Origin of the sequence: Alishewanella longhuensis (assembly GCF_014653435.1) — a bacterium.
GTDB lineage: Bacteria > Pseudomonadota > Gammaproteobacteria > Enterobacterales > Alteromonadaceae > Alishewanella > Alishewanella longhuensis.
On record NZ_BNAO01000002.1, the window covers coordinates 574,818 to 595,100 of the forward strand.

Below are 20,283 nucleotides of genomic sequence, written 5' to 3' on the forward strand. Positions count from 1 at the left end.
CTTAATCAAGCGCAGTTTTAGCTGGAGCTCGCCAGAGCGCGGCAAGCTGTATTTGTTAACTTTACACTTTTACCCGAGCCAGGATGCTGCAACACGCAGTTACCTTGCACTTTTACCAGCGTAAAACGGTAAGAAGGCAGCGAATGCCGACCATCAAGTGGCAGTCCTCTAGCATCGACTGGCATACGTTGATCGATAAATAGTTCGCTTTGTACCATTAACACATTATCCGCCAGCGGTACTTGCGTACCGCCAACAATCTCCAGCACAAAGCGCTCTATCTGCTGCTTTACATCACCATCAACTTTAGTCAGTACTGCAGGCTCAGCTGCAGTACTTAATTGACAGCCAGACAGCATAGCGGTAACCAATACCATAATGCCTATTTGCTGTTTCACTGTGCACCTTCTACAGGTTTAATTTCTGTAACTAATTTGCTGTTAAACAAAATATCCTGATAGCGAGGGTCAAGTAAACGCATTTGACCTTCGGCATTAGCATCAATCCGGCTTGCAACGTTTGGTAATACAAAACCGCCCGCACCAGCTGAAGCATTGGAAACTGACGGACAACTGCCGTTTTGCGCATAGTAAATAGCCGCACTTAATAAACGCTCATTAGGATCGCCCAATTGCTGGCTAAAATCATCTGGCAGCGGGCAGCCTTTTACGTCAGCCGCGAATACCGGATTAGAGGTTGGAACGAAGCCATCTGAATACTCACCAAAACCTTTAGCATTTACCCCGGTGAATTGTACAGTAAAATAAGTGGTACCACAGTTATCGGTAGGATAGAAACCATAAGGCTTACCACAGGTTTGACCACCAACTAAAATGACCTCGACATCAATACCACGTAATGCATTAACAAAGGCCTCACTGGCAGAACAGGTATTTGCCGTGCTAAGAATAAATACCCTGCTCAAATTTAGCGAAGGTAAATTATTCGAGCCAAAGTTACCTGTTTCATAATTGATTTCTCTGGAGTAAAACGGAATAGGTGATAATAGGGTGTTGGTAACAGGATTACGGTTTGGATGCTTATCATTAAAGATAGTACGTTCAAAGAAACGATCTTGAATAATATTTGGCCCTGTTACCATGTAACCTAATTGCGAGGCTAAAGCTAATAAACCACCGCCGTTATAACGCAAATCAATCACTAACTCGTTGATATTTTCATCAGCAAACTGATTCACTGCACTGATTAATTGTGGCTGAGCTAAAGCGATATGGCTATTAAACTGCATATAGCCCACTTTACCCACATCCGTACTCAACACTTTAACATTTTGTACTGGTGAAGAAGAAACATTAGCAGACGCCATGGTCACTTCTTTGCGCTGACCACTTACCGATTCAAACACAAAGTTAAAGCTTTGACCGGTAGCCGATGGGAATAGCGCGTTATTTAGTAAGTTTACACCCACTTCAGTATTATCATTTACAAAGTCTACACCATTAATACTTAATAGCCGATCACCGCGTACTAAACCTGCGGTAGCCGCTGGCGATACAGGCTCAGTATAAGCAATAGTTAACGACCGTGGCGGTGTATTACGGCCAAAAGACCAACGAATACCATAACCTGCAGACACACCAGCTTGGGTGCTTTGCTGATATTGCGCAGTATTTTCAGAGAAGTGGAAGTTATCTTTGGCATTACCCGAATCGGTTAATTGTGTAGTTTTTAACTGATCAAAAAAAGCCAGTACACTAAAGTTTGCCGGATTATTATCTGGCACTTCGCTATACCAAAGATAAGTATTATTTGTCCAGGAACGCAGCCACATTTTCTCATGCATGCTAGTCCCCGCACGATCTGGATAAGGTTGTCTGGTAAAAGGATCAACCCCGGTGCGGGGCACCTGACAGAAATTTTTTAAGGTGCCTTCTGCAGGAAATTGCCCTGCAACCCAGGTTGGTGCAGTAATAGTGTTACCGCCGCCACCGCCGGAACCTCCTGTAGTGGAGCCACCGCTAGAGCCGCCACCACAAGCCGTAAGTGATAATGCTGACATCGTCAGCAGTGTTGTTACAAAACCTTTGCGAACCATAAGTTTACTCCGTTATATTCCCAGCATTATTAAAGTCTTACTGACCTTAGCAACATCACATATTGCAAAACGCCAAATTAAGCTTATTTTTTTCACTCGAAATTAACATAGATAATGAGCGTAGACAAGTTTGTCTACGCTCATTTCAGTAAAACGGATGGCTTAAAAGTAGAATTACAGGCCTCTTTGTCGCACGGTTTCAAATAGGCAAATACCCGCCGCAACCGAGACGTTTAAGCTGGAAACACTGCCAAACATCGGTATTTTTACCAATAGATCACAGGTTTCGCGCGTTAAACGACGCAGGCCTTCGCCTTCCGCGCCTAACACCAAGGCCAAAGGCCCTTTTAAATCGGCTTGATACACCAAGGTCTCGGTTTCACCTGCAGTTCCCACCACCCACACGCCAGCGTCTTGCAGCTGGCGCAGTGTTCTGGCGAGATTAGTCACTGTAATAAAGGGCACACTTTCAGCGGCACCACAGGCGACTTTCCTAACCACCGACGTCAGTTTGACCGAACGATCCTTAGGCGCAATAACCGCATGCACACCGGCAGCATCGGCACTGCGCAATATGGCCCCCAGATTATGCGGATCCGTTACGCCATCCAACACTAACAAAAAGGGCTTGGTATTGGTCTCTAAAATAGTGGCCAGATCGCTTTCATTACCACCACTGCTTAAGCGTGCTTTGGCGACAATCCCCTGATGCTGACCTTGGGTCATATCGTCCAAGGTTTTACGATTACAAAACTGGATAGAAATGCCGGATTGCCGGGCTTGCTGTAATAAGGGCTGTAGCCGTTTGTCTTCCCGATCTTTTAGCGCAAACACTTCCAAAATATCCTGTGGGCTGCGTGCTAGTAAGGCACTGACCGCATGGATACCAAAAACAACGTCGTTACTCATGGTCTGTTAAATCCTGCCTTAGCTTATTTCTTGGCTCGCCGCGGCTTTTTGGCTGCTGGCGTTTTTGGTGTTACTGCACTTTTTTTCGCGCTACTCTTGCTCGACTTATTGGCCGTTGCTTTGGCAGCTTTGCCGCTTTTTATCGCAACTTTCGCCTCTATTGCAGCATTGCGGCTGGCTTTTACTTTACGGCCAGAAACATTAGTACGTGTTACGCCAGCCAGAACTAGGTCAATTTTGCGTGCTTCCAGGTTAACGGCGACCACTTTTACTTGTACCGCATCGCCCATCCGATAACTGACACCAGAGTGCTCACCCGTTAACACCTGACGCTCGGCGTCAAAGCGATAGTAGTCATTGTTTAATGAGGTAACGTGTACTAAGCCCTCAATGTACAGATCTGATAGACGAACAAAGAGCCCAAAGTTAGTGACAGTCGATACCACACCGGCAAACTCAGTACCCAAATGATCTTGCATATACTCGCATTTTAACCAATCAGCGACTTCGCGGGTGGCATCATCGGCACGACGTTCGGTCATGGAGCACTGCTCACCTAGCGGTGCAATGTCTTTTTCGGTATAGCCGTTTGCACCGGTCACTTTTTGGCCTTGTTTGGCCAAAATGGCTTTAATGGCACGATGCAGCACCAAATCGGGATAGCGGCGAATAGGCGAGGTAAAATGGGCATAAGCTTCCAGCGCTAAGCCAAAATGGCCTAAGTTTTCGCCTTGATATACCGCTTGCTTCATTGAGCGCAGCATGGTGGTCTCTATCAGCTCGCGATCTGGACGATCAGCTAATTTGGCCAAGGTTTGTGTTAATTCAAGCGGCGTAGGCTCTGCCGATAAGTTAGCTTCAATGCCAAGCTCGGCTAAAAAGCGGCGGAAATTAGCAAAACGATCGCCATCCGGCCGTTCATGCACCCGGAACAAGGCATGGGCTTCATGTTTCTCAATAAAGCGCGCCGACGCAACGTTAGCCATAATCATGCATTCTTCAATGATCTTATGCGCTTCGTTGCGATGTACCGGCACAATTTCTTCAATCTTGCGATGGCTGTTAAAGATAAAGCGGGTTTCTACCGTTTCAAACTCTATGGCGCCACGCTGTGCCCGTACCTTAGCCAGCTTTTTATACAGGCTATAAAGGGTTTCCAAGTTAGTGAGCTGCTCAGTATATTCCTGGCGCAGTTTGGCATCGCCCTGCAAAATCGCATGTACCTTGTTATAGGTAAAACGCGCAGCAGAATGCATCACTGCTTCATAAAACTGATAGCCTTCCAGTTTACCATGGGCATCAATGTTCATTTCGCAAACAAAACATAAGCGATCAGTATGCGGATTTAACGAACAGAGACCATTAGATAGCGCTTCTGGTAACATCGGTACCACATGGTCTGGGAAATACACCGAATTGCCACGCTCTAACGCGCTCTGATCCAGGGGTGTACCAAAACGTACATAGGCACTGACATCAGCAATGGCTACCCAGAGCTTCCAACCGCCCTTTTCTTTAGCTTCTGCGTATACCGCATCATCAAAATCGCGGGCATCTTCACCATCAATAGTCACCAAAGGCAATTTCGTCAGATCAACACGGCCAATTTTTGCCTCTGCAGGCACGTCTTCACCATACTTGGCTACTTGCGCGAGTACTGCATCAGAAAACACATGCGGGATCTGGTGGTTACGAATCGCCACTTCAATTTCCATCCCAGGTGCCATATGTTCACCCAGCACTTCAATCACGCGACCCGTGGCACTAACTCGTTTTGACGGGCGCTGAGTCACTTCAGCGAGTACTACCTGACCATGTCGGGCTGCGCCTTGCTGGCCATCTGGAATAATAATATCCTGACAAATTCGCGCATCATCCGGTACCACCACACAAAGCGCATGGTCTTTGTAATAGCGGCCAACAATAGGCTCACTGCGCGGTTCCAGCACGCGTACCACGCGGGCTTCTACCTTGTCTTTGCTTTTAATGGTGGTCGCTGTGGCTAACACTTTATCGCCGGGCAACACACGTTGCATTTCATGAAAAGGTAAGTACCAGTCTGGGCCACCTTGTTCCAGCTTGATAAAGCCGAAGCCATCACGATGCCCTATTACCGTTCCTTTAACCAAATCCATATGCCCGACTAAGCCATAGCGCTTACTCTTGGTAAACAACAATTGGCCATCGCGCTCCATAGCACGTAAGCGTTTTTTTAACGCAAAAATAGCATCGTCGTCTGTTAAACCAAGTTCGCTGACCAGTTCTTCAAAGTAGGCGGGCTGTTGCCGTTTTTCGATATGCTCGAGAATAAACTCGCGGCTGGGGATAGGGTTTTCATATTTTTCTTGCTCACGCGCAAGATGCGGATCATTTACCGTCATTAATTAAACTTAGATTTCCTCTTACATAATATTCAGTGTAACAGCTTAACGTGAAAATGGGATGAATTTCATTTTACCGGTCGTTGCGCGTTTGCCACCACTCGGGCCGGCATTTTCTTGGCTAGCTGCTGTTTAAGCGCGTTAAGTTTAGCATGAATTGCCGGATCTGCGGTAATCGCATGATGTAACCAACGATAACTTTGTTCAAAATCGGTTGGGCTACCCTGCCCAGCCAGTAAAATTTCGGCAAAACGAATTTTCGCATTAAGATTGCCGACGGCCGAGGCTTCACGTAAATAGACAATAGCTTTGTTGATATCTTTTTGCACAAAGCGGCCAATATGATAATAGCGCCCAACCTGCTCTAAGCCCTCAGGTAAACCCTGTTCGGCCGCTTGTAACATTAAATCCCAGCCACGTTCAACATTACGCGGTACACAAACGCCATACGCCAGCATATCACCAAATAAAAACTGGTAAGATGGCAACTTCATAATGTCGGCCCGTGCTTCTATATCACGCACCAACTGGCAATCATCTGCCTTTACCCGCTGTAAATGCTGGTTTGCTTTGATCAGATTTAACAGCTCGTCCTGGGTATAGAGTTCTACCGCTTGTAGCTCCTGCGCGTAAAGCGAAGAGGCATGCGAGAACAGCAGTAGTAGTGCAGCAGTCGAGAGTCTTAGCATAGTGTCAAATAACCGTGATTAATTTTAGGCAACATCATTAATAGGCAATGCTGCAAAAAACAGACCATGTTTTAACATACTTATTGTTCGTTATAACGTTGCCATGTCGGTTGATTACGGGCGTCTTGCTGCTTAATTTCAGCGCTCCAAATCGGTGTTTCTACTGATTTGCTTATCGACTGCACTGCCGGGCAATTGCCGGTACTAATATAATCGATAGCCGCTGCGTATAAAGGATCGGATACCACACCCCAGTCGCCAGTAATAGCAGGCGTTACCGGACACTGCGGTTGCAGACCATCAAAATAGTCACCAAAATCCAGCGCATTGACTGTCTGAAAATTAATTGCAAATAAGCGGAAATTATCTACCTGGGTTGGGATCTGTCCAACCGGCTTACCACAGGTTGTCTGGCCAATTTGTACCACTTCGATAAAAGGACTCATGGCATTAATCACCAGCTCACTGGACGAGCAGCTACCTGGTGTAGTTAACACCAGTAACCTTGGCAAATTAAGCAAGGTTTGACCACGCCCAGGTGCAAACAACACCGTATTATTACGGTTAGTATTTTTATCATTATAACGGTACTTAACAAAGATCTTATCGCGCAAAGCGGCATAAGCGATATGTGAGCTTAACTGATTGGCAACCCGGATTAAGCCACCACCGTTATAGCGTAAATCCAGGATAAGTTCGTCAATTTGCTGCGCTGCAAAGTAACTAAACGCTTGCTCCAGTTCAGTTTCTGATAGATCAATAAACTGATTAAAGACTAAGTAGCCTACCGTTTTCCCCGCAATCTCCCGCACTGAGCGGTGCATCACCGTATTGGTGGTCACTGCAGATTTTTGAAAATCAGCACGACCAATACTATTATCTGGGCGGCGCCAAATAAAGTTGCGCACTATACCGGCTTGATTCGGCCCGTAGATATCGTCGTTAGTGTAACGGCCGCTATCTAAGCCTGCTAACCACTCAGCTACGCTGATCCCTTCAATCTCTGTAATTTTATCGCCGCGACGCAAGCCTCGCTGGGCGGCAGAGCCCGAGTCATAAACATACAACACCTGTAAGGCGCCACTATTGTCGGTACGTTGAGTCGCAAAACCAAAGCCAAAAAAGACCGCATTAATAAAGCGATCTTGATATTCTTGCTCAGTGAGCATAAAGCTGAAACTGTCACGCGGCGCTAAGCTGGCATTAAAATAGTCTCGGGCTGAGCTATAGCTGGTGGGCGCAACATTACGTAGCTCGCGGTACCACAAATAGTTGCGATTTAGCTCACAGCCTATTTTGCTGTTGGTATCAGCTCTACCGCAAAGCCCACTAGTATCTACTGGCTCTGAAGAGCTGCCGCCACCACAGCCCGCCAACAGCAGGCATAACCCGATAATACTCAGTGTTTTCATAGCGCTTCCGCCTAAACAGCTACCTTGGTCGTTATACAAAATATGACCTAATTAGCAGGGTAATACCAGCTATTGTTAGATTACAGCGAAAAAAAACGCTGCTCAGTGGCAGCGTTTTTTTACTCGTCAGAGCAGCTTAGCTAGCGTTAAGCAAAAGGATGCTTCAGCACGATAGTTTGTACCCGATCAGGGCCAGTTGAAATAATATCAACCGGAACACCCGTTACTTCTTCAATACGCTTAATATAATTACGCGCAGCTTGTGGCAATTTCGCCAAATCTTGCACACCAAAAGTCGACTCAGACCAACCTGGCATTTCTTCCAATACTGGCGTTACTACTTCATAACCTTCGGCTGCCAGTGGTGGTGTTTGCAATACAGTGCCGTCTGGTTGGCGATAGCCAACACAAATCTGGATAGTTTCTAAACCATCCAACACGTCCAACTTGGTTAAGCAAAAACCAGAAATGCTGTTCAGCTGCACTGCGCGACGCACAGCAACAGCATCAAACCAACCACAACGGCGCTTACGCCCCGTAGTTGCACCAAACTCATGGCCTTTTACGCCAAGGTGCTCGCCAACCGCACAATCCAGCTCGGTTGGGAAAGGCCCTGATCCCACACGGGTGGTATAGGCTTTCACAATACCCAGCACATAATCTAAGTAACGTGGGCCAAAACCGCAGCCAGTTGCTACGCCACCGGCAGTAGTATTAGATGACGTCACATAGGGATAAGTACCGTGGTCGATATCCAGCAGAGTTCCCTGGGCACCTTCAAACATGATCTCCTGACCGTTTTTACGGGCCTGATCCAGTAATTCGGTAACATCAACCACCAGTGACTTCAACAGATCAGCCATCGCTAAAGCATTATCCAGCGTGCTTTGATAATCGATGGCATCCACTTTATAGTATTGCGTTAGGGTGAAGTTATGTAAATCCATCACTGTTTTCAGTTTCTCTGCAAACAACGTTGGATTAAACAAATCACCGACACGCAAACCACGACGCGCCACTTTATCTTCATAAGCAGGACCAATACCACGACCTGTAGTGCCGATAGGCTTATCACCACGGGCTTTTTCGCGGGCAACGTCCAAAGCAACATGAAATGGCAGAATCAGCGGGCATGCTTCACTGATTAACAAGCGCTCCTTAACCGGTACGCCACGCTGCTCCAGCATGGTCATCTCTTTTAAGAAGGCTTCTGGTGACAACACGACACCATTACCAATCACGCATTTCACATTTTCACGTAAAATACCTGATGGAATTAAATGTAATACGGTTTTCTCGCCGTCAATTACCAAGGTATGGCCAGCATTATGGCCGCCTTGATAGCGCACCACATAACTGGCTTTATCGGTTAATAAGTCAACAATCTTACCTTTACCTTCGTCACCCCATTGGGTGCCGAGCACAACTACGTTTTTGGCCATGGTTCCTACATCACGGAAAAAATTAGGCGTGGATTTTAGCAAATCGGCAGACAAGTTTCAGCCGTCTGGACGAAAAAAAGGCCATATTTTTATATGGCCTTTTTATCATATTGATTTAAATAGATTTAAGACAAGAGAGATTAAAGCTTTCTGCGTTTTGATACAGCGCAAAACCAAAGCGCAAGCGGTCTCCCCGATAATCTGTTGCAATACCATGCTGTTTTAAAAAAGCCGCAAGTTCAGCAACCTGAGCACTGCTATCCAAACGGAAAGTATAAAAATGCCCATGGTGACTGGCATTATGTAGCAGTAAATTGTCTTTATGTAACAAAGGATGCTGCTGCTCAGCCAATAGCGTTAAGAAGTGTTGTTGTAACTGCTGCACATAACGATGAATGCGCCCAACCGTAATGCCCTGCTGTTTGTAGAGCAACAACGCTGCCTCTAACCGATACAAGGCGGTAAAATCCATCGTTGCGCCGGCAAAGCGATAGCCATCTTCGCTGTAAAGTACCAGCGCTGATTTATCCGCTGCCAGGGTGCCAAACTCGGCAAACCAGCCGGTATAAAGCGGGCGATGCTCACTGCCAGCCGGTACGGCCATAAAACAACAACCTTCCCCACCTTGTGCATATTTATAGCTACCTGATAAATAAAATATCCGCTCGGCAATCGCCGACAGATCCGTAGGTAAAGCCATAAAACCGTGATAACCATCAATCACCAGCATGGCAGGGGTGGCAGCAGCTAACTGGGTAACAAAATCGGTTAAATCGGCAATAGCATAGCCAGAGTTAAAAAACACCTGGCTACAAAATACCATATCATAGTCCGCCGCAGCCGCTGCGGCGATAAAGCGCTGTTCAAAGGTAGCAAAGGGTTCGGTTGCTATAACTTCTACGGCTACAGTTTCAAATTCAGACAAACGTTTAATCTGGCGCTGGAAACTGTAAAACTCGCTGTCGGTTGTTAGCACTCTTAATGGCTTACGCCAATCAAAACAACTTAATAAACGCATCACAAATTCATGGGTATTGGGCGCAAAGACGATTTGCTCTGGCGTTGGTAAGTTTAAAACATCGGCAATCAACTGCTGAGTATGCGGAATTCTAGTACCAAAAATATGGTGCCATTTATCATCAACCAAACGTGCACTATCATCCCAATACGCCAAAGTCGCTTCCCGGGTTACATCAGGCCAGTAGTGATGAGAGTGACAGGCAAAATGCTGTTTACCCTGGTTCGCTTGCAAAAAAAGCTGAAAGAAATGTTGATACATAACGACTCCACTGCGTGCTATTAATGTCACCTTGCGACAGAGCAAAAAGGCCCTTACGGGCCTTTTATCAGGGTTAAAACTTACTAACGAACTTAATTTTGTACTGCATCAGAACGCATGTACTTGAAGAAGTCGCTATCAGGCTGTACCACGATAACATCACTCTTCGAATTAAAGCTATTGCGGTAAGCTTCTAAACTACGGACAAAAGAATAAAATTCAGCGTTCTTGTTAAAGATTTCAGCATAAATTCTGGCAGCAGTCGCATCACCTTCACCACGTACTGATCTTGAATTACGCTCAGCATCCGCCAACATTACGGTTACCCGGGCGTCAACATCTGCTTTAATAATTTCAGCCTCTTCCATACCACGCGAGCGATGCTCCCGCGCTACAGCTTCCCGCTCGGCTCTCATCCGCGCAAAGATTGAACTGCTGATTTCATCTGGAAGGTTAATCTGTTTAACACGAACGTCGATAACTTCAATACCCAGCTCATTAGCTGCCTGCCCGGCTTGTGACAAGGCGCTTTGCATCAGCTGCTGCCGTTCACCAGATACAATCTCCTGGATAGTGCGGGCACCAAATTCAGTCCGTAAACCGTTATTAATGTACTGCTTTAACAACACCTCTGCCTGAGCAGTATTACCACCGGTTGATAGGAAAAAAGCACCGAAGTCGCGAATACGCCATTTTACATAGCTATTAACTAATAAGTCTTTTTTCTCAGCGGTCACAAAACGGTCCGCACCATCATCCAAGGTTTGTACCCGCGCATCCAGCGAGCGGACTACCTGAATCAACGGTAACTTAAAATGTAAACCTGGTTCGTATACCAAGACACGGTCTTCAGCATCACGCTGAATTTTACCAAACTGAATAACGATAGCCCGTTCACCTTCAGGCACAACAAACAGTGCTGAGACGACAATCAAGCCCACGACCACTAAGATGGCAATAATAAAATTTTTCATGGTGTCTTATCTCCCACTACCAGAACGCGTCGTCGCACCACGGGGGGTGTCAGAGCGAGGTTGTGTATTTACTCCATCCAAATTAGCCCGTGCCGGTGCCGTGTTGGGCGTGGCAGACGGCGCTGTAGCACCTTGCTTCATCAGTTGGTCAAGCGGTAAATACATCAGATTATTGCTATTCTTTACATCAACCAGAATTTTTGAAGTATTGCCGTACACATATTCCATGGTTTCCAGGTACATCCGGTCCCGAGTTACTTTGGGCGCTGCCAGATACTGCGGTAACAACTGCTCGAAACGCGCAACTTCACCCTGAGCTTTTAACACGATCTGTTGTTTATAGGCTTCAGCTTCTTGCATAACACGGTTAACCTGGCCACGTGCTCTTGGTTCAATTTCCCGAGCATAAGCTTGGGCTTCTTGAACAAAACGCTCCTGATCTTCCTGGGCAGAAATCGCATCGTCAAAGGCCGCACGAACTTCTTCTGGCGGACGAGCATCGCGGAAGTTAACGTCTACCAGAGCAATACCCATATTATACGGCGCAATAACGCCTTCTAACTCCTGACGGGTATTCTGCCGAACGACTTCACGGCCACGAGTCAAGACGTCATCCATAATTGAATGACCAATAACAAAACGTAAGGCAGCATCTGTCGCTTCACGTAAACTGCGGTCAGCATCAACTACTGAGAATAGATACTGTCGGGCATTAAAAATACGGTACTGTACTTCAAAGGTCACGCGAACCAAATTTTGGTCCTGCGTTAACATAAAGCCATCAGCACGGAGAGAGCGAACTTCCTGCGTATTGACCGGTGTTACTGAATCAATGAAGGTAGGTTTCCAATGGATACCTGCGCCCACTTCACCATGGTATTGTCCAAAACGCAGAATAACACCACGTTCGGCGTCTTTAATAGTGTAAAAACCGCTAAGGCCCCACACTGCCAGAGCAACCAGCAACACAACTATTAGTAACGCTGAACCACCGCCACTGCTAGAGTTGCCACCTTTGCCACCAAAAATACCGCCAAATTTCTTGCCTAAATTGCGGAATACTTCATCTAAATCGGGCGGGCCCTGATCACGACCACCTTGTTTCCAAGGGTCGTTATTTTTGCCGTTATTGCCCGGCTCATTCCAAGCCATGCTTAACTCCATTGTTGTAAGTTGTCATTAAGGGTTAATGTATCAAAAAACTGTCTGGCTGACGATATAGTTTTCCAATTGTTGCTCGCTTTGCTTTTGTAAACGAGCCCATTGTGCCGCAGAGAGTTGAATCAGTAAGCGGCAACTACCGTCTTCAAGAAATTCTTCTTGTTGTACGGCCTGCAGTTGATATAAACGTGCACGCCAATTGGCTGCGGCTGGGGGCAGCAATAAAGAGAGCTGTATATGCTGCTGCGACAGTAACAATACTAACGCTTGTTGCAATAACGCTATGCCCTCGCCCGTTAACGCTGACAAATATACCGCTCTGGGTAAACCTGCATCGTCGTAATCTATACGCGGCAACTGCCCTAACTGGTCAATTTTATTGAACACCAATAGTTGAGGTACATCAGCCGCATCAATCTCCTGCAATACCAATTGCACTTGATTAATATTCTCTTCGCGTCTGGCATCTGCCAAATCTATTACATGCAATTGTAAGTCTGCATCCCGCGTTTCCTGCAGGGTAGATTTAAATGCTGCAACCAGATCATGCGGTAAGTGCCGGATAAAGCCTACCGTATCCGCTAAAATTGCTTCGCCAAACTGCGGCAACATAATTTTACGTAAGGTAGGATCGAGGGTAGCGAAGAGTTGATCTGCAGCATAGACCTCGGCTTGGGTTATCCGGTTAAACAAGGTAGATTTGCCGGCGTTAGTGTATCCGACTACTGAGATGACCGGTTGTTCCGAGCGCTGCCTAGCACGACGACCTTGCTCGCGTTGCCGGGTCATCTTCTCGAGACGTTGCTTTAAACCTTTTACCCGCTCGCGCAACAAACGACGATCCGTTTCTAATTGCGTTTCACCGGGACCGCGTAAACCTATGCCGCCTTTTTGCCGCTCGTTATCGAAGCCGCGTATCAGCCTAGATGCTAAATGCTGCAGTTGAGCGAGTTCCACCTGTAACTTACCTTCATAAGTTCGGGCTCGCTGGGCAAAAATATCCAAGATCAAACTCGTGCGATCAATAACGCGAACCTGACATAAACGCTCTAAGTTTCTGGTTTGGCTTGGCGATAGTTCATGATTGAAAATCACTACGTTGGCAGCAGATTCTTCTACCAAGCTTGCTAATTCGCCCGCTTTACCGGAGCCAATGAAAAACTTAGCATCAGGTGACTGACGGTTCGTGCTAACTACATGCAACGAGGTAACGCCGGCAGAAGCAACTAGCATTTTTAGCTCTTGCAAATCTTCCGTCGACGCTTCTTGCGGAAAGTTAACGTGTACCAATACGGCTTGTTCAGCCAGCGCAGCCAGTTCAAACAAGCGTTGTTACTCCGCTAATTATTCTACGTCCTCATCACCATCACCTTGGCCACTGCCATGCGCAACCATAGTATTGACTGCACGGGCTGGTACCACGGTAGAGATAGCGTGCTTATACACCATCTGACTCACAGTGTTTTTCAGCAAAATGACAAATTGATCGAAGGACTCAACCTGACCTTGTAATTTAATCCCATTCACCAAGTAAATTGAGACAGGAATACGTTCCCGTCTTAAGGTGTTCAAAAATGGGTCTTGTAATGATTGGCCTTTTGCCATGTCACGCTTTCCTTTTTTATTAAGTATGCTCTATATAGGTATTATTTTTTTTATTTCAAGTTGTTAAACGTGAAATTTTTGCTGACTTGTTTAGCTTAGCGAACTTATTACAGCTTGCAAGTTTTCTTCAAACTTAGCTTCGCTTTTTAACCAATGTAAATTGGGCCAGCTTCGCAACCAGGTCAACTGCCGTTTTGCCAATTGGCGGGTTGCTGCAACCCCCTGATTTACCATTAATTCATAATTGGTATGTCCCTGCAGGTAATCCCACATTTGCCGATACCCTACACAGCGAACAGCAGGGAGGTTTTCATGTAAATCACCCCGGTCGAGCAACTGCTGCACTTCTTGCTGAAAACCTTGCGCCAACATTTGCATAAAACGTTGTTCAATACGCTGGTGTAATTCAGTACGATCAGTCGGTGCTATAGCGAATTGGTGTACTTTATAAGGAAAAGGTTCCGGCTGCTTGGCAGTTAAATCTGTTAAACTTTGCCCAGTCAGTCGATATACTTCCAAAGCCCGGTTGATACGCTGCGGGTCATTGGGGTGAATACGGCTTGCCGCAACCGGATCAATAGCAGCGAGTTGTTGGTGCAAAACGGCCCAGCCATGCTGCTTGGCCTCTGCTTCTAACTGCGCTCTGATTTGTTCGTCTGCTGCTGGCAGTTCAGATATTCCCTGCAATAAAGCCTTAAAGTACAGCATAGTTCCCCCAACCAGAATGGGGATATTACCGCGCTGCTGAATCTCACGGATTAATACTAAGGCATCCGCGCGAAAATCGGCTGCCGAGTAGCTTTGTACAGGGTCGCGGATATCGATTAAATAATGCGGGGCCAGCGCCAATTCTGTGGCATTGGGTTTCGCCGTACCTATATCCATACCACGATAAACCAGAGCGCTGTCAACGCTAATTAATTCTGCGTTGCCCAATTGCTGCTTTAAAGCGATGGCTAGAGCGGTCTTGCCCGACGCTGTCGGCCCCATAATACAAATAACCGGTAATTCAGGGGGCATCGCTAACGACACTCAACTCAGAATTAACCAGGTTCAAGGTTAATGGCCTTGCTTGCCGCCTTGCAGCTAACAGTGCCTCAGGATAATAATTTAACAAAAGCTCCGCCTGTAGATAATTCGCTTTTAGCAATAATGTTAATAGCATTACCGCTGAATCAGTATTGCCAAGTTGCGGCAACTGTTCTAAAAATCGGCCAAACCACTGACTTATCGCAGTATGTCTTAACCAAATAGGTACCGCTCTCACAATGGCGGTATTATCCTTGATTAACAGATCAAAGCCCAGCGCTTCCAGTGTTTCAGCAAAAGATAATAATACAGGTAGCTCGGCGAGGGTTAATGGCAAGCGTACAGGTAAAAGCAAGGGTGCTGTTTGTACTTGTTGCCGCCAGCAGGGTGCAACACTGGCAGCTAGATCAACTAACAATAAGGGCGAAGACAGCTGATCTTCGTTGTTACATAACGCAAAACAATTTTCCAATAATAAGTAGGGTGCCGCCTTCGCAGCCAAATCGGTGGCAACGGCCATCTGATTAGCAGCCAGATACTGCATTTGTTGCTGATTATGTACCAATGACTGAGCAGGCTTGGACAAAGCACGCGGATAATGCGGAGTTCGGGTATTACCAGATGATAAGGTTAGGTTGCCACTGGCAATGGGTTCGGCTATAAACTCAGCGGCTTCTACCGGGGCTTTCGCCGCCACGTAATGATGCAAGGCTGCGCTTTGTTGTCCGACAGGATGAAACTCCCGCGTGTCAGCATGATCATCGCTATCGAGTAACTGAGGTGTTGTGGCAGCTTGCGCCAGCGCATCAGCCAGGGCTTGCACTACAAAATCATGTACCAACCGAGCTTGATGAAAGCGCACCTCATGTTTTGCCGGGTGTACATTCACATCAACCTCTGTCGCATCTAACTCCAGATAAAGCACAAAAGCCGGTTGTAACTCTGCTGGTAATAATTCACCATAAGCTTGGCGGATGGCGTGATTCAACAACTTATCACGCATCATCCTGCCGTTTACATAACTGTATTGGCAAGCAGCCGTTTGTTGGCATGCATTTGCCGCCAAAATCCATCCAGATAACCGAATAGTACCGTACTGATTTTCAATCCACAGCGCTTGTTCTGCAAAACTACGGCCACATAAGGCCGCTAAGCGTTTTTGCCGTGCAGACTCCGAATCGGCGACAGGTAAACGTCTAACGCTTTGCGCATTATGAGTCAGTGTCCAACCGACATCAAAGCGACTTAAAGCCAAACGTTTAATCAACTCATCGATGTGGGAAAACTCTGTTTTGTCACTGCGTAAAAAACGACGACGGGCAGGGGTATTAAAAAACAAGTCCAGCACTTCAATGCTAGTACCTGTTGGATGTGCTGCCGGACGAACTTGCACGGCCATATCACGACCTGCCGCCGCCGCTTGCCACGCGGCGGCTTGCATGGCAGGTTTTGAAGTTAAAGTGAGTCGTGCTACCGAGCTAATACTGGCCAGCGCTTCACCCCGAAAACCTAAACTAGCAATATGCTCTAAATCAGCTAAACTACTGATTTTACTTGTGGCATGTCGGCTTAATGCTAAAACTAGCTCCTGCTCGGCGATCCCGCAACCATTGTCACGGATCCGAATCAGCTTACTGCCACCTTTTTCAATATCAATATCAATCTGTGTGGCACCGGCATCTAAACTATTTTCTACCAGCTCTTTTACAACCGATGCGGGGCGTTCAACCACCTCTCCCGCAGCAATCTGGTTAGCTAATTGAGGAGGCAATAATTGAATAGGCATGTTAGGGGATCCGCAATACCTGACCAATACGCAGGGTATCGTTGCGCAAATTGTTATGGCGGCGCAGTTGCTCTACCGACACATTGTAACGCTGCGCTAATAATGACAGCGACTCTCCTGCCTGCACCCGGTGCTCTTTCGCACGACGCTGTGCAAATAAAGAATCGGCTGGCGGCGATAATTCAAAATGACGTCTTAGACCGGTAAACAGCGATTGCACCAGTTTTTCTTGATGCGCTGAGTTCCGTAAAAGCCGCTCTTCCTGCGGATTAGAAATAAAGCCCACCTCTACCAATATTGAGGGGATATCGGGAGAGCGCAACACACCTAAACTTGCAGCTTGTGGCTCACGTTTATGCAAGGTGGTTACTTTACCTAGCTCTGATAAAACCTGATTGGCCACCTGATGTGCAGTTACCATTGAATGGTTCATTGATAAATCCAGCACAGTTTGCGCTAGATATCGCTCATTGGCTGAATCTTTGATCACTTCGGCAACACCGCCCAATAACTCACTGTGTCGTTCTGTTTGCTCTAACATTCGCCCCACTTCAGACGTCGCCCGACGTAAAGACAGTACCCACACGGCCGCACCACGTGGCGTCGGAGAGGTAAAGGCATCTGCGTGAATCGATACTAATAAATCTGCCTGCATTCTTCTGGCGATGTCAGTACGATTATTGATGTGTACAAAATAATCACCCGTTCGCACCAAAGACGCGCGCATACCCGGCTCTTTGTTAATTAAAGCCACTAGCTGACGGGCAATAGGTAAAGTCAGGTCTTTTTCATAAGTGCCCGCAGGTCCTATGGAACCGGGATCGACACCACCGTGCCCAGCATCAACTGCAATAACGATATCCCTAGCTGCCCTTACCGGACTTGATATGGCAGCAGGCGCGGCAACTGTACTAGAGGTATTGGTCGCAGGAGCAGCGGTAGCTGGAGTGCTTGTCACCGAACTAGCTGATGTACTATCAGGTAAATCAATCACCAAACGGTGGCCATGCGGCGCTGCAGGTGCCAACGCAAATACGTTAGGTTTAACGGCTTTGGACAGATCTAACACAATGCGCATATTAGTTTGATTAGTGCTACTACGGATACTGCGTACTAACACAGACTCACCGTTAATCGCTGGTAAACGACTGCCAACGCGAACCCGACTCAAATCAATGACTAAGCGATCGGGGTTTTCTAAGGTGAAGTATTTAAATTCAGGTGCCGCCGCCAAATCAAATACCACTCTGGTATTGTCTGCAGCAGGCGAAACCCGAATATTTTGTATCTGATTATTTGCAAAAGCCTGCAGACTAAATAGCAGGCCAAAAAACAAAAATAATTTTAAAATCAGCCTATTATAATTATTCATCAGCCATCAATACAGTTAGTAAGGTTTCAGCTTGTGCACTATGTGCTGTTATTTGCAGCGCGCGTTCGGTCATAATATGCTGCAAGGCTACCGTGAAATCTGCTTTTGGCAGCATGCCGGAACCTCGCTCTGGCCATTCAATAAGGCATAAGCTACTAGGCGTAAAATAATCACGGATCCCCATAAACTCAAGTTCTTCGGCATCATGTAAACGATACAAATCAAAATGATACACTTGCAAACCGGGCAAGTCGTAAGGTTCAACCAATGTATAGGTAGGGCTTTTGACATGGCCCGCATGCCCCAAAGCTTGAATTACCCCCCGACAGAAGGTGGTTTTACCCGCACCGAGCGCGCCTTCTAAATAAACGACCATACCACCATGCAGCAGTTTTGCCAGCCGATTAGCAAAGGCGATGGTATGAGACTCAGACTGCAATATAATGGTGTACTCTGCCAAGCGAATATCCTGAGAATTCATGCTAAATAAAATTTAAACTATGGTATCAAAAGTTTTGGTATTGCAGCCAGCAAAACCGCACCTACTGCCCTCTGACTATCGCACAAAGCGCAAGTTCCGCGAACTGCCACAGAGTAACATGCAAGCGAGCTTTAAAACCGCTAAGTATGATAACATTTTGCCAAAAATTACGTCCTACCGGGTCGCTAAACAAACCATGATAGAAAAACAACAGCTAGCCCAGCAAATTAAACAATGGGCCCATGAATTGGGCTTTCAAGCCTGTGGTATAAGCAAGCCAGACCTCAGCCAACATGAAGCTAAGTTGCAACAATGGCTGGATGCCGGCTATCACGGCGAAATGCAGTACATGGCAGAGCATGGCATGCTACGGGCACGTCCTGCCGAGTTACACCCCGGCACACTCAGTGTAATTAGCGTGCGCATGGATTACCTGCCCGAACAGGCCGGCTTTGCCACCAATCTTGCCGATCCCAGCCAAGCTTATATTAGCCGCTACGCATTGGGGCGTGACTATCATAAATTACTCCGTAATCGTTTAAAGCAACTTGGTCAGAAAATTGCCGGTTTAATTACCGACTGCAATGGCCGCCCCTTTGTTGACTCTGCCCCCATTTTAGAGCGGCCATTGGCGCAGCAAGCGGGGATTGGCTGGACCGGCAAACATAGCCTGATCTTAGCTGAAGGTGCTGGCTCCTGGTTTTTTCTGGGCGAATTACTGGTGAATATCGATTTACCCGTCGACACACCACACCTAGGCGATTGTGGCAGCTGTGTCGCCTGTATCACCAGTTGCCCCACCGGTGCTATTGTTGCCCCCTATGTAGTAGATGGCCGCCGCTGTATCTCTTATCTTACTATCGAACTAAAAGGCGCGATTCCGGAAGAGTTTCGCCCTCTGATTGGCAATCGCATCTATGGCTGTGATGATTGTCAGTTAGTTTGCCCGGTAAACCGCTCGGCGCCACTTAGCCAGGAAGCTGATTTTCAACGGCGGCCACAATGGCAAGATCAGTCTTTACTAGCCTTATTCCAGTGGGATGAGGCGACCTTTCTTAAATACACCGAAGGCAGTGCTATCAGACGGATTGGCCATGAACGCTGGCGCCGCAATTTGGCAGTAGCCTTGGGTAATGCTCCGTACCAAGCTGAGATTAGTCAAGCGCTTGCTACTGCGTTAACCGAAGCAAGCCCATTATTGGCAGAACATATTCAATGGGCTTTACAACAACAAAAGCATAAAAGCTGGCAGCAAGCCAGTATACTGCCGCGTGCAACCGAGCGGTTGGTAAGGATTATTCAGAAAGGTCTTCCCAGAGACGCATAGCATCCTGTTGTTGCCGTGCAGCGCGACGTTGCTGCGCTAACACGATAATTTGTTGCTGGCGTAGCGGGCTGGCTTGATGCCACTCGGTGATCTCCGTCAGTAAACGGCCGCAGCCTAAGCAACAGTCATGCTGATCTAAACAACAATTACGAATACAGGGCGATTGCGACATAATACACCTCACACAACCTGGCCAAAGCGCCTTATTATTAGTTTTAGCCTTAAATTCGCAGTTTGTAATGTGAATAATGCAGTTTTTTTAGCATGCCAAAACGCAAAAAGCAGCCACTGAGGCTGCTTTTAAAATTTGGAGCGAGTTACGAGGTTCGAACTCGTGACCTCGACCTTGGCAAGGTCGCGCTCTACCAGCTGAGCTAAAC

General features: G+C 47.0%; 18 protein-coding genes. 1 reads left to right on the top strand and 17 read right to left on the bottom strand.

Going from position 1 to position 20,283, the window contains the following annotated elements:
- Positions 1–17: 17 nt before the first annotated feature.
- The 16 genes from IE163_RS06710 to tsaE all read right to left on the bottom strand — a co-directional run bounded on the left by IE163_RS06710 (position 18) and on the right by tsaE (position 18,555).
- Entirely contained in the window at positions 18–398 is a 381-nt protein-coding gene (locus IE163_RS06710) for a hypothetical protein (RefSeq protein WP_229833457.1), read from the bottom strand.
- A complete protein-coding gene (locus IE163_RS06715) occupies positions 395–2,056 on the bottom strand; it encodes a S41 family peptidase (protein WP_189431500.1) in 1,662 nt (553 codons plus the stop codon). Before IE163_RS06715 ends, IE163_RS06710 begins: the two co-directional genes overlap by 4 nt.
- 174 nt (positions 2,057–2,230) lie before the next feature.
- On the bottom strand, positions 2,231–2,965 hold the full coding sequence (gene rlmB / locus IE163_RS06720) for a 23S rRNA (guanosine(2251)-2'-O)-methyltransferase RlmB (RefSeq protein ID WP_189431502.1): 735 nt from the start codon (positions 2,963–2,965) through the stop codon (positions 2,231–2,233).
- A gap of 23 nt (positions 2,966–2,988) precedes the next feature.
- Positions 2,989–5,346, bottom strand: a complete 2,358-nt coding sequence (rnr, locus tag IE163_RS06725) for a ribonuclease R (protein WP_189431504.1) — start codon at positions 5,344–5,346, stop codon at positions 2,989–2,991.
- A 68-nt stretch (positions 5,347–5,414) separates the two neighbouring features.
- Positions 5,415–6,035, bottom strand: coding sequence for a tetratricopeptide repeat protein (locus IE163_RS06730; RefSeq protein ID WP_189431505.1), 621 nt, complete (start codon positions 6,033–6,035; stop codon positions 5,415–5,417).
- 80 nt (positions 6,036–6,115) lie between these two features.
- Complete coding sequence (locus IE163_RS06735) at positions 6,116–7,447, bottom strand: S41 family peptidase (RefSeq protein WP_189431507.1); 1,332 nt, start codon at positions 7,445–7,447, stop codon at positions 6,116–6,118.
- Between the two features lie 146 nt (positions 7,448–7,593).
- Positions 7,594–8,889 (bottom strand): adenylosuccinate synthase, encoded by a 1,296-nt coding sequence (locus IE163_RS06740; protein WP_189431509.1) that lies wholly within the window; start codon positions 8,887–8,889, stop codon positions 7,594–7,596.
- 115 nt (positions 8,890–9,004) lie between these two features.
- Positions 9,005–10,168: an aminotransferase class V-fold PLP-dependent enzyme gene (locus IE163_RS06745; protein WP_189431511.1), complete on the bottom strand. Its 1,164-nt coding sequence runs from the start codon at positions 10,166–10,168 to the stop codon at positions 9,005–9,007.
- 92 nt (positions 10,169–10,260) lie between these two features.
- Positions 10,261–11,142: a protease modulator HflC gene (hflC, locus tag IE163_RS06750; protein ID WP_189431512.1), complete on the bottom strand. Its 882-nt coding sequence runs from the start codon at positions 11,140–11,142 to the stop codon at positions 10,261–10,263.
- Between the two features lie 6 nt (positions 11,143–11,148).
- Complete coding sequence (gene hflK, locus IE163_RS06755; protein WP_189431514.1) at positions 11,149–12,294, bottom strand: FtsH protease activity modulator HflK; 1,146 nt, start codon at positions 12,292–12,294, stop codon at positions 11,149–11,151.
- A gap of 42 nt (positions 12,295–12,336) precedes the next feature.
- Positions 12,337–13,629, bottom strand: a complete 1,293-nt coding sequence (hflX, locus tag IE163_RS06760; protein WP_189431516.1) for a ribosome rescue GTPase HflX — start codon at positions 13,627–13,629, stop codon at positions 12,337–12,339.
- An 18-nt stretch (positions 13,630–13,647) separates the two neighbouring features.
- Entirely contained in the window at positions 13,648–13,908 is a 261-nt protein-coding gene (gene hfq / locus IE163_RS06765) for an RNA chaperone Hfq (protein ID WP_189431518.1), read from the bottom strand.
- Between the two features lie 90 nt (positions 13,909–13,998).
- Complete coding sequence (gene miaA / locus IE163_RS06770; protein ID WP_189431520.1) at positions 13,999–14,928, bottom strand: tRNA (adenosine(37)-N6)-dimethylallyltransferase MiaA; 930 nt, start codon at positions 14,926–14,928, stop codon at positions 13,999–14,001.
- Positions 14,918–16,723 (bottom strand): DNA mismatch repair endonuclease MutL, encoded by a 1,806-nt coding sequence (gene mutL, locus IE163_RS06775; protein WP_189431522.1) that lies wholly within the window; start codon positions 16,721–16,723, stop codon positions 14,918–14,920. The genes miaA and mutL overlap by 11 nt, the downstream gene beginning before the upstream one ends.
- A 1-nt stretch (position 16,724) precedes the next feature.
- On the bottom strand, positions 16,725–18,095 hold the full coding sequence (locus IE163_RS06780) for an N-acetylmuramoyl-L-alanine amidase (RefSeq protein ID WP_189431524.1): 1,371 nt from the start codon (positions 18,093–18,095) through the stop codon (positions 16,725–16,727).
- Complete coding sequence (tsaE, locus tag IE163_RS06785; protein ID WP_189431525.1) at positions 18,088–18,555, bottom strand: tRNA (adenosine(37)-N6)-threonylcarbamoyltransferase complex ATPase subunit type 1 TsaE; 468 nt, start codon at positions 18,553–18,555, stop codon at positions 18,088–18,090. Before tsaE ends, IE163_RS06780 begins: the two co-directional genes overlap by 8 nt.
- Positions 18,556–18,772: 217 nt before the next feature.
- Between tsaE and queG the strand changes: the two genes are divergently transcribed.
- A complete protein-coding gene (gene queG / locus IE163_RS06790) occupies positions 18,773–19,903 on the top strand; it encodes a tRNA epoxyqueuosine(34) reductase QueG (RefSeq protein ID WP_229833471.1) in 1,131 nt (376 codons plus the stop codon).
- Here queG and IE163_RS06795 read toward each other — a convergent pair.
- Entirely contained in the window at positions 19,872–20,075 is a 204-nt protein-coding gene (locus IE163_RS06795; protein WP_189431527.1) for a DUF1289 domain-containing protein, read from the bottom strand. The genes queG and IE163_RS06795 overlap by 32 nt on opposite strands.
- Positions 20,076–20,283: the final 208 nt, after the last annotated feature.

Coding starts and splice junctions, on each gene's coding strand:
- IE163_RS06715 (WP_189431500.1), bottom strand. CDS start 2,056: ATGGTTCGCAAAGGTTTTGTAACAACACTGCTGACGATGTCAGCATTA.
- rlmB (WP_189431502.1), bottom strand. CDS start 2,965: ATGAGTAACGACGTTGTTTTTGGTATCCATGCGGTCAGTGCCTTACTA.
- rnr (WP_189431504.1), bottom strand. CDS start 5,346: ATGACGGTAAATGATCCGCATCTTGCGCGTGAGCAAGAAAAATATGAA.
- IE163_RS06730 (WP_189431505.1), bottom strand. CDS start 6,035: ATGCTAAGACTCTCGACTGCTGCACTACTACTGCTGTTCTCGCATGCC.
- IE163_RS06735 (WP_189431507.1), bottom strand. CDS start 7,447: ATGAAAACACTGAGTATTATCGGGTTATGCCTGCTGTTGGCGGGCTGT.
- IE163_RS06740 (WP_189431509.1), bottom strand. CDS start 8,889: ATGGCCAAAAACGTAGTTGTGCTCGGCACCCAATGGGGTGACGAAGGT.
- IE163_RS06745 (WP_189431511.1), bottom strand. CDS start 10,168: ATGTATCAACATTTCTTTCAGCTTTTTTTGCAAGCGAACCAGGGTAAA.
- hflC (WP_189431512.1), bottom strand. CDS start 11,142: ATGAAAAATTTTATTATTGCCATCTTAGTGGTCGTGGGCTTGATTGTC.
- hflK (WP_189431514.1), bottom strand. CDS start 12,294: ATGGCTTGGAATGAGCCGGGCAATAACGGCAAAAATAACGACCCTTGG.
- hfq (WP_189431518.1), bottom strand. CDS start 13,908: ATGGCAAAAGGCCAATCATTACAAGACCCATTTTTGAACACCTTAAGA.
- miaA (WP_189431520.1), bottom strand. CDS start 14,928: ATGCCCCCTGAATTACCGGTTATTTGTATTATGGGGCCGACAGCGTCG.
- mutL (WP_189431522.1), bottom strand. CDS start 16,723: ATGCCTATTCAATTATTGCCTCCTCAATTAGCTAACCAGATTGCTGCG.
- IE163_RS06780 (WP_189431524.1), bottom strand. CDS start 18,095: ATGAATAATTATAATAGGCTGATTTTAAAATTATTTTTGTTTTTTGGC.
- queG (WP_229833471.1), top strand. CDS start 18,773: ATGATAGAAAAACAACAGCTAGCCCAGCAAATTAAACAATGGGCCCAT.
- IE163_RS06795 (WP_189431527.1), bottom strand. CDS start 20,075: ATGTCGCAATCGCCCTGTATTCGTAATTGTTGTTTAGATCAGCATGAC.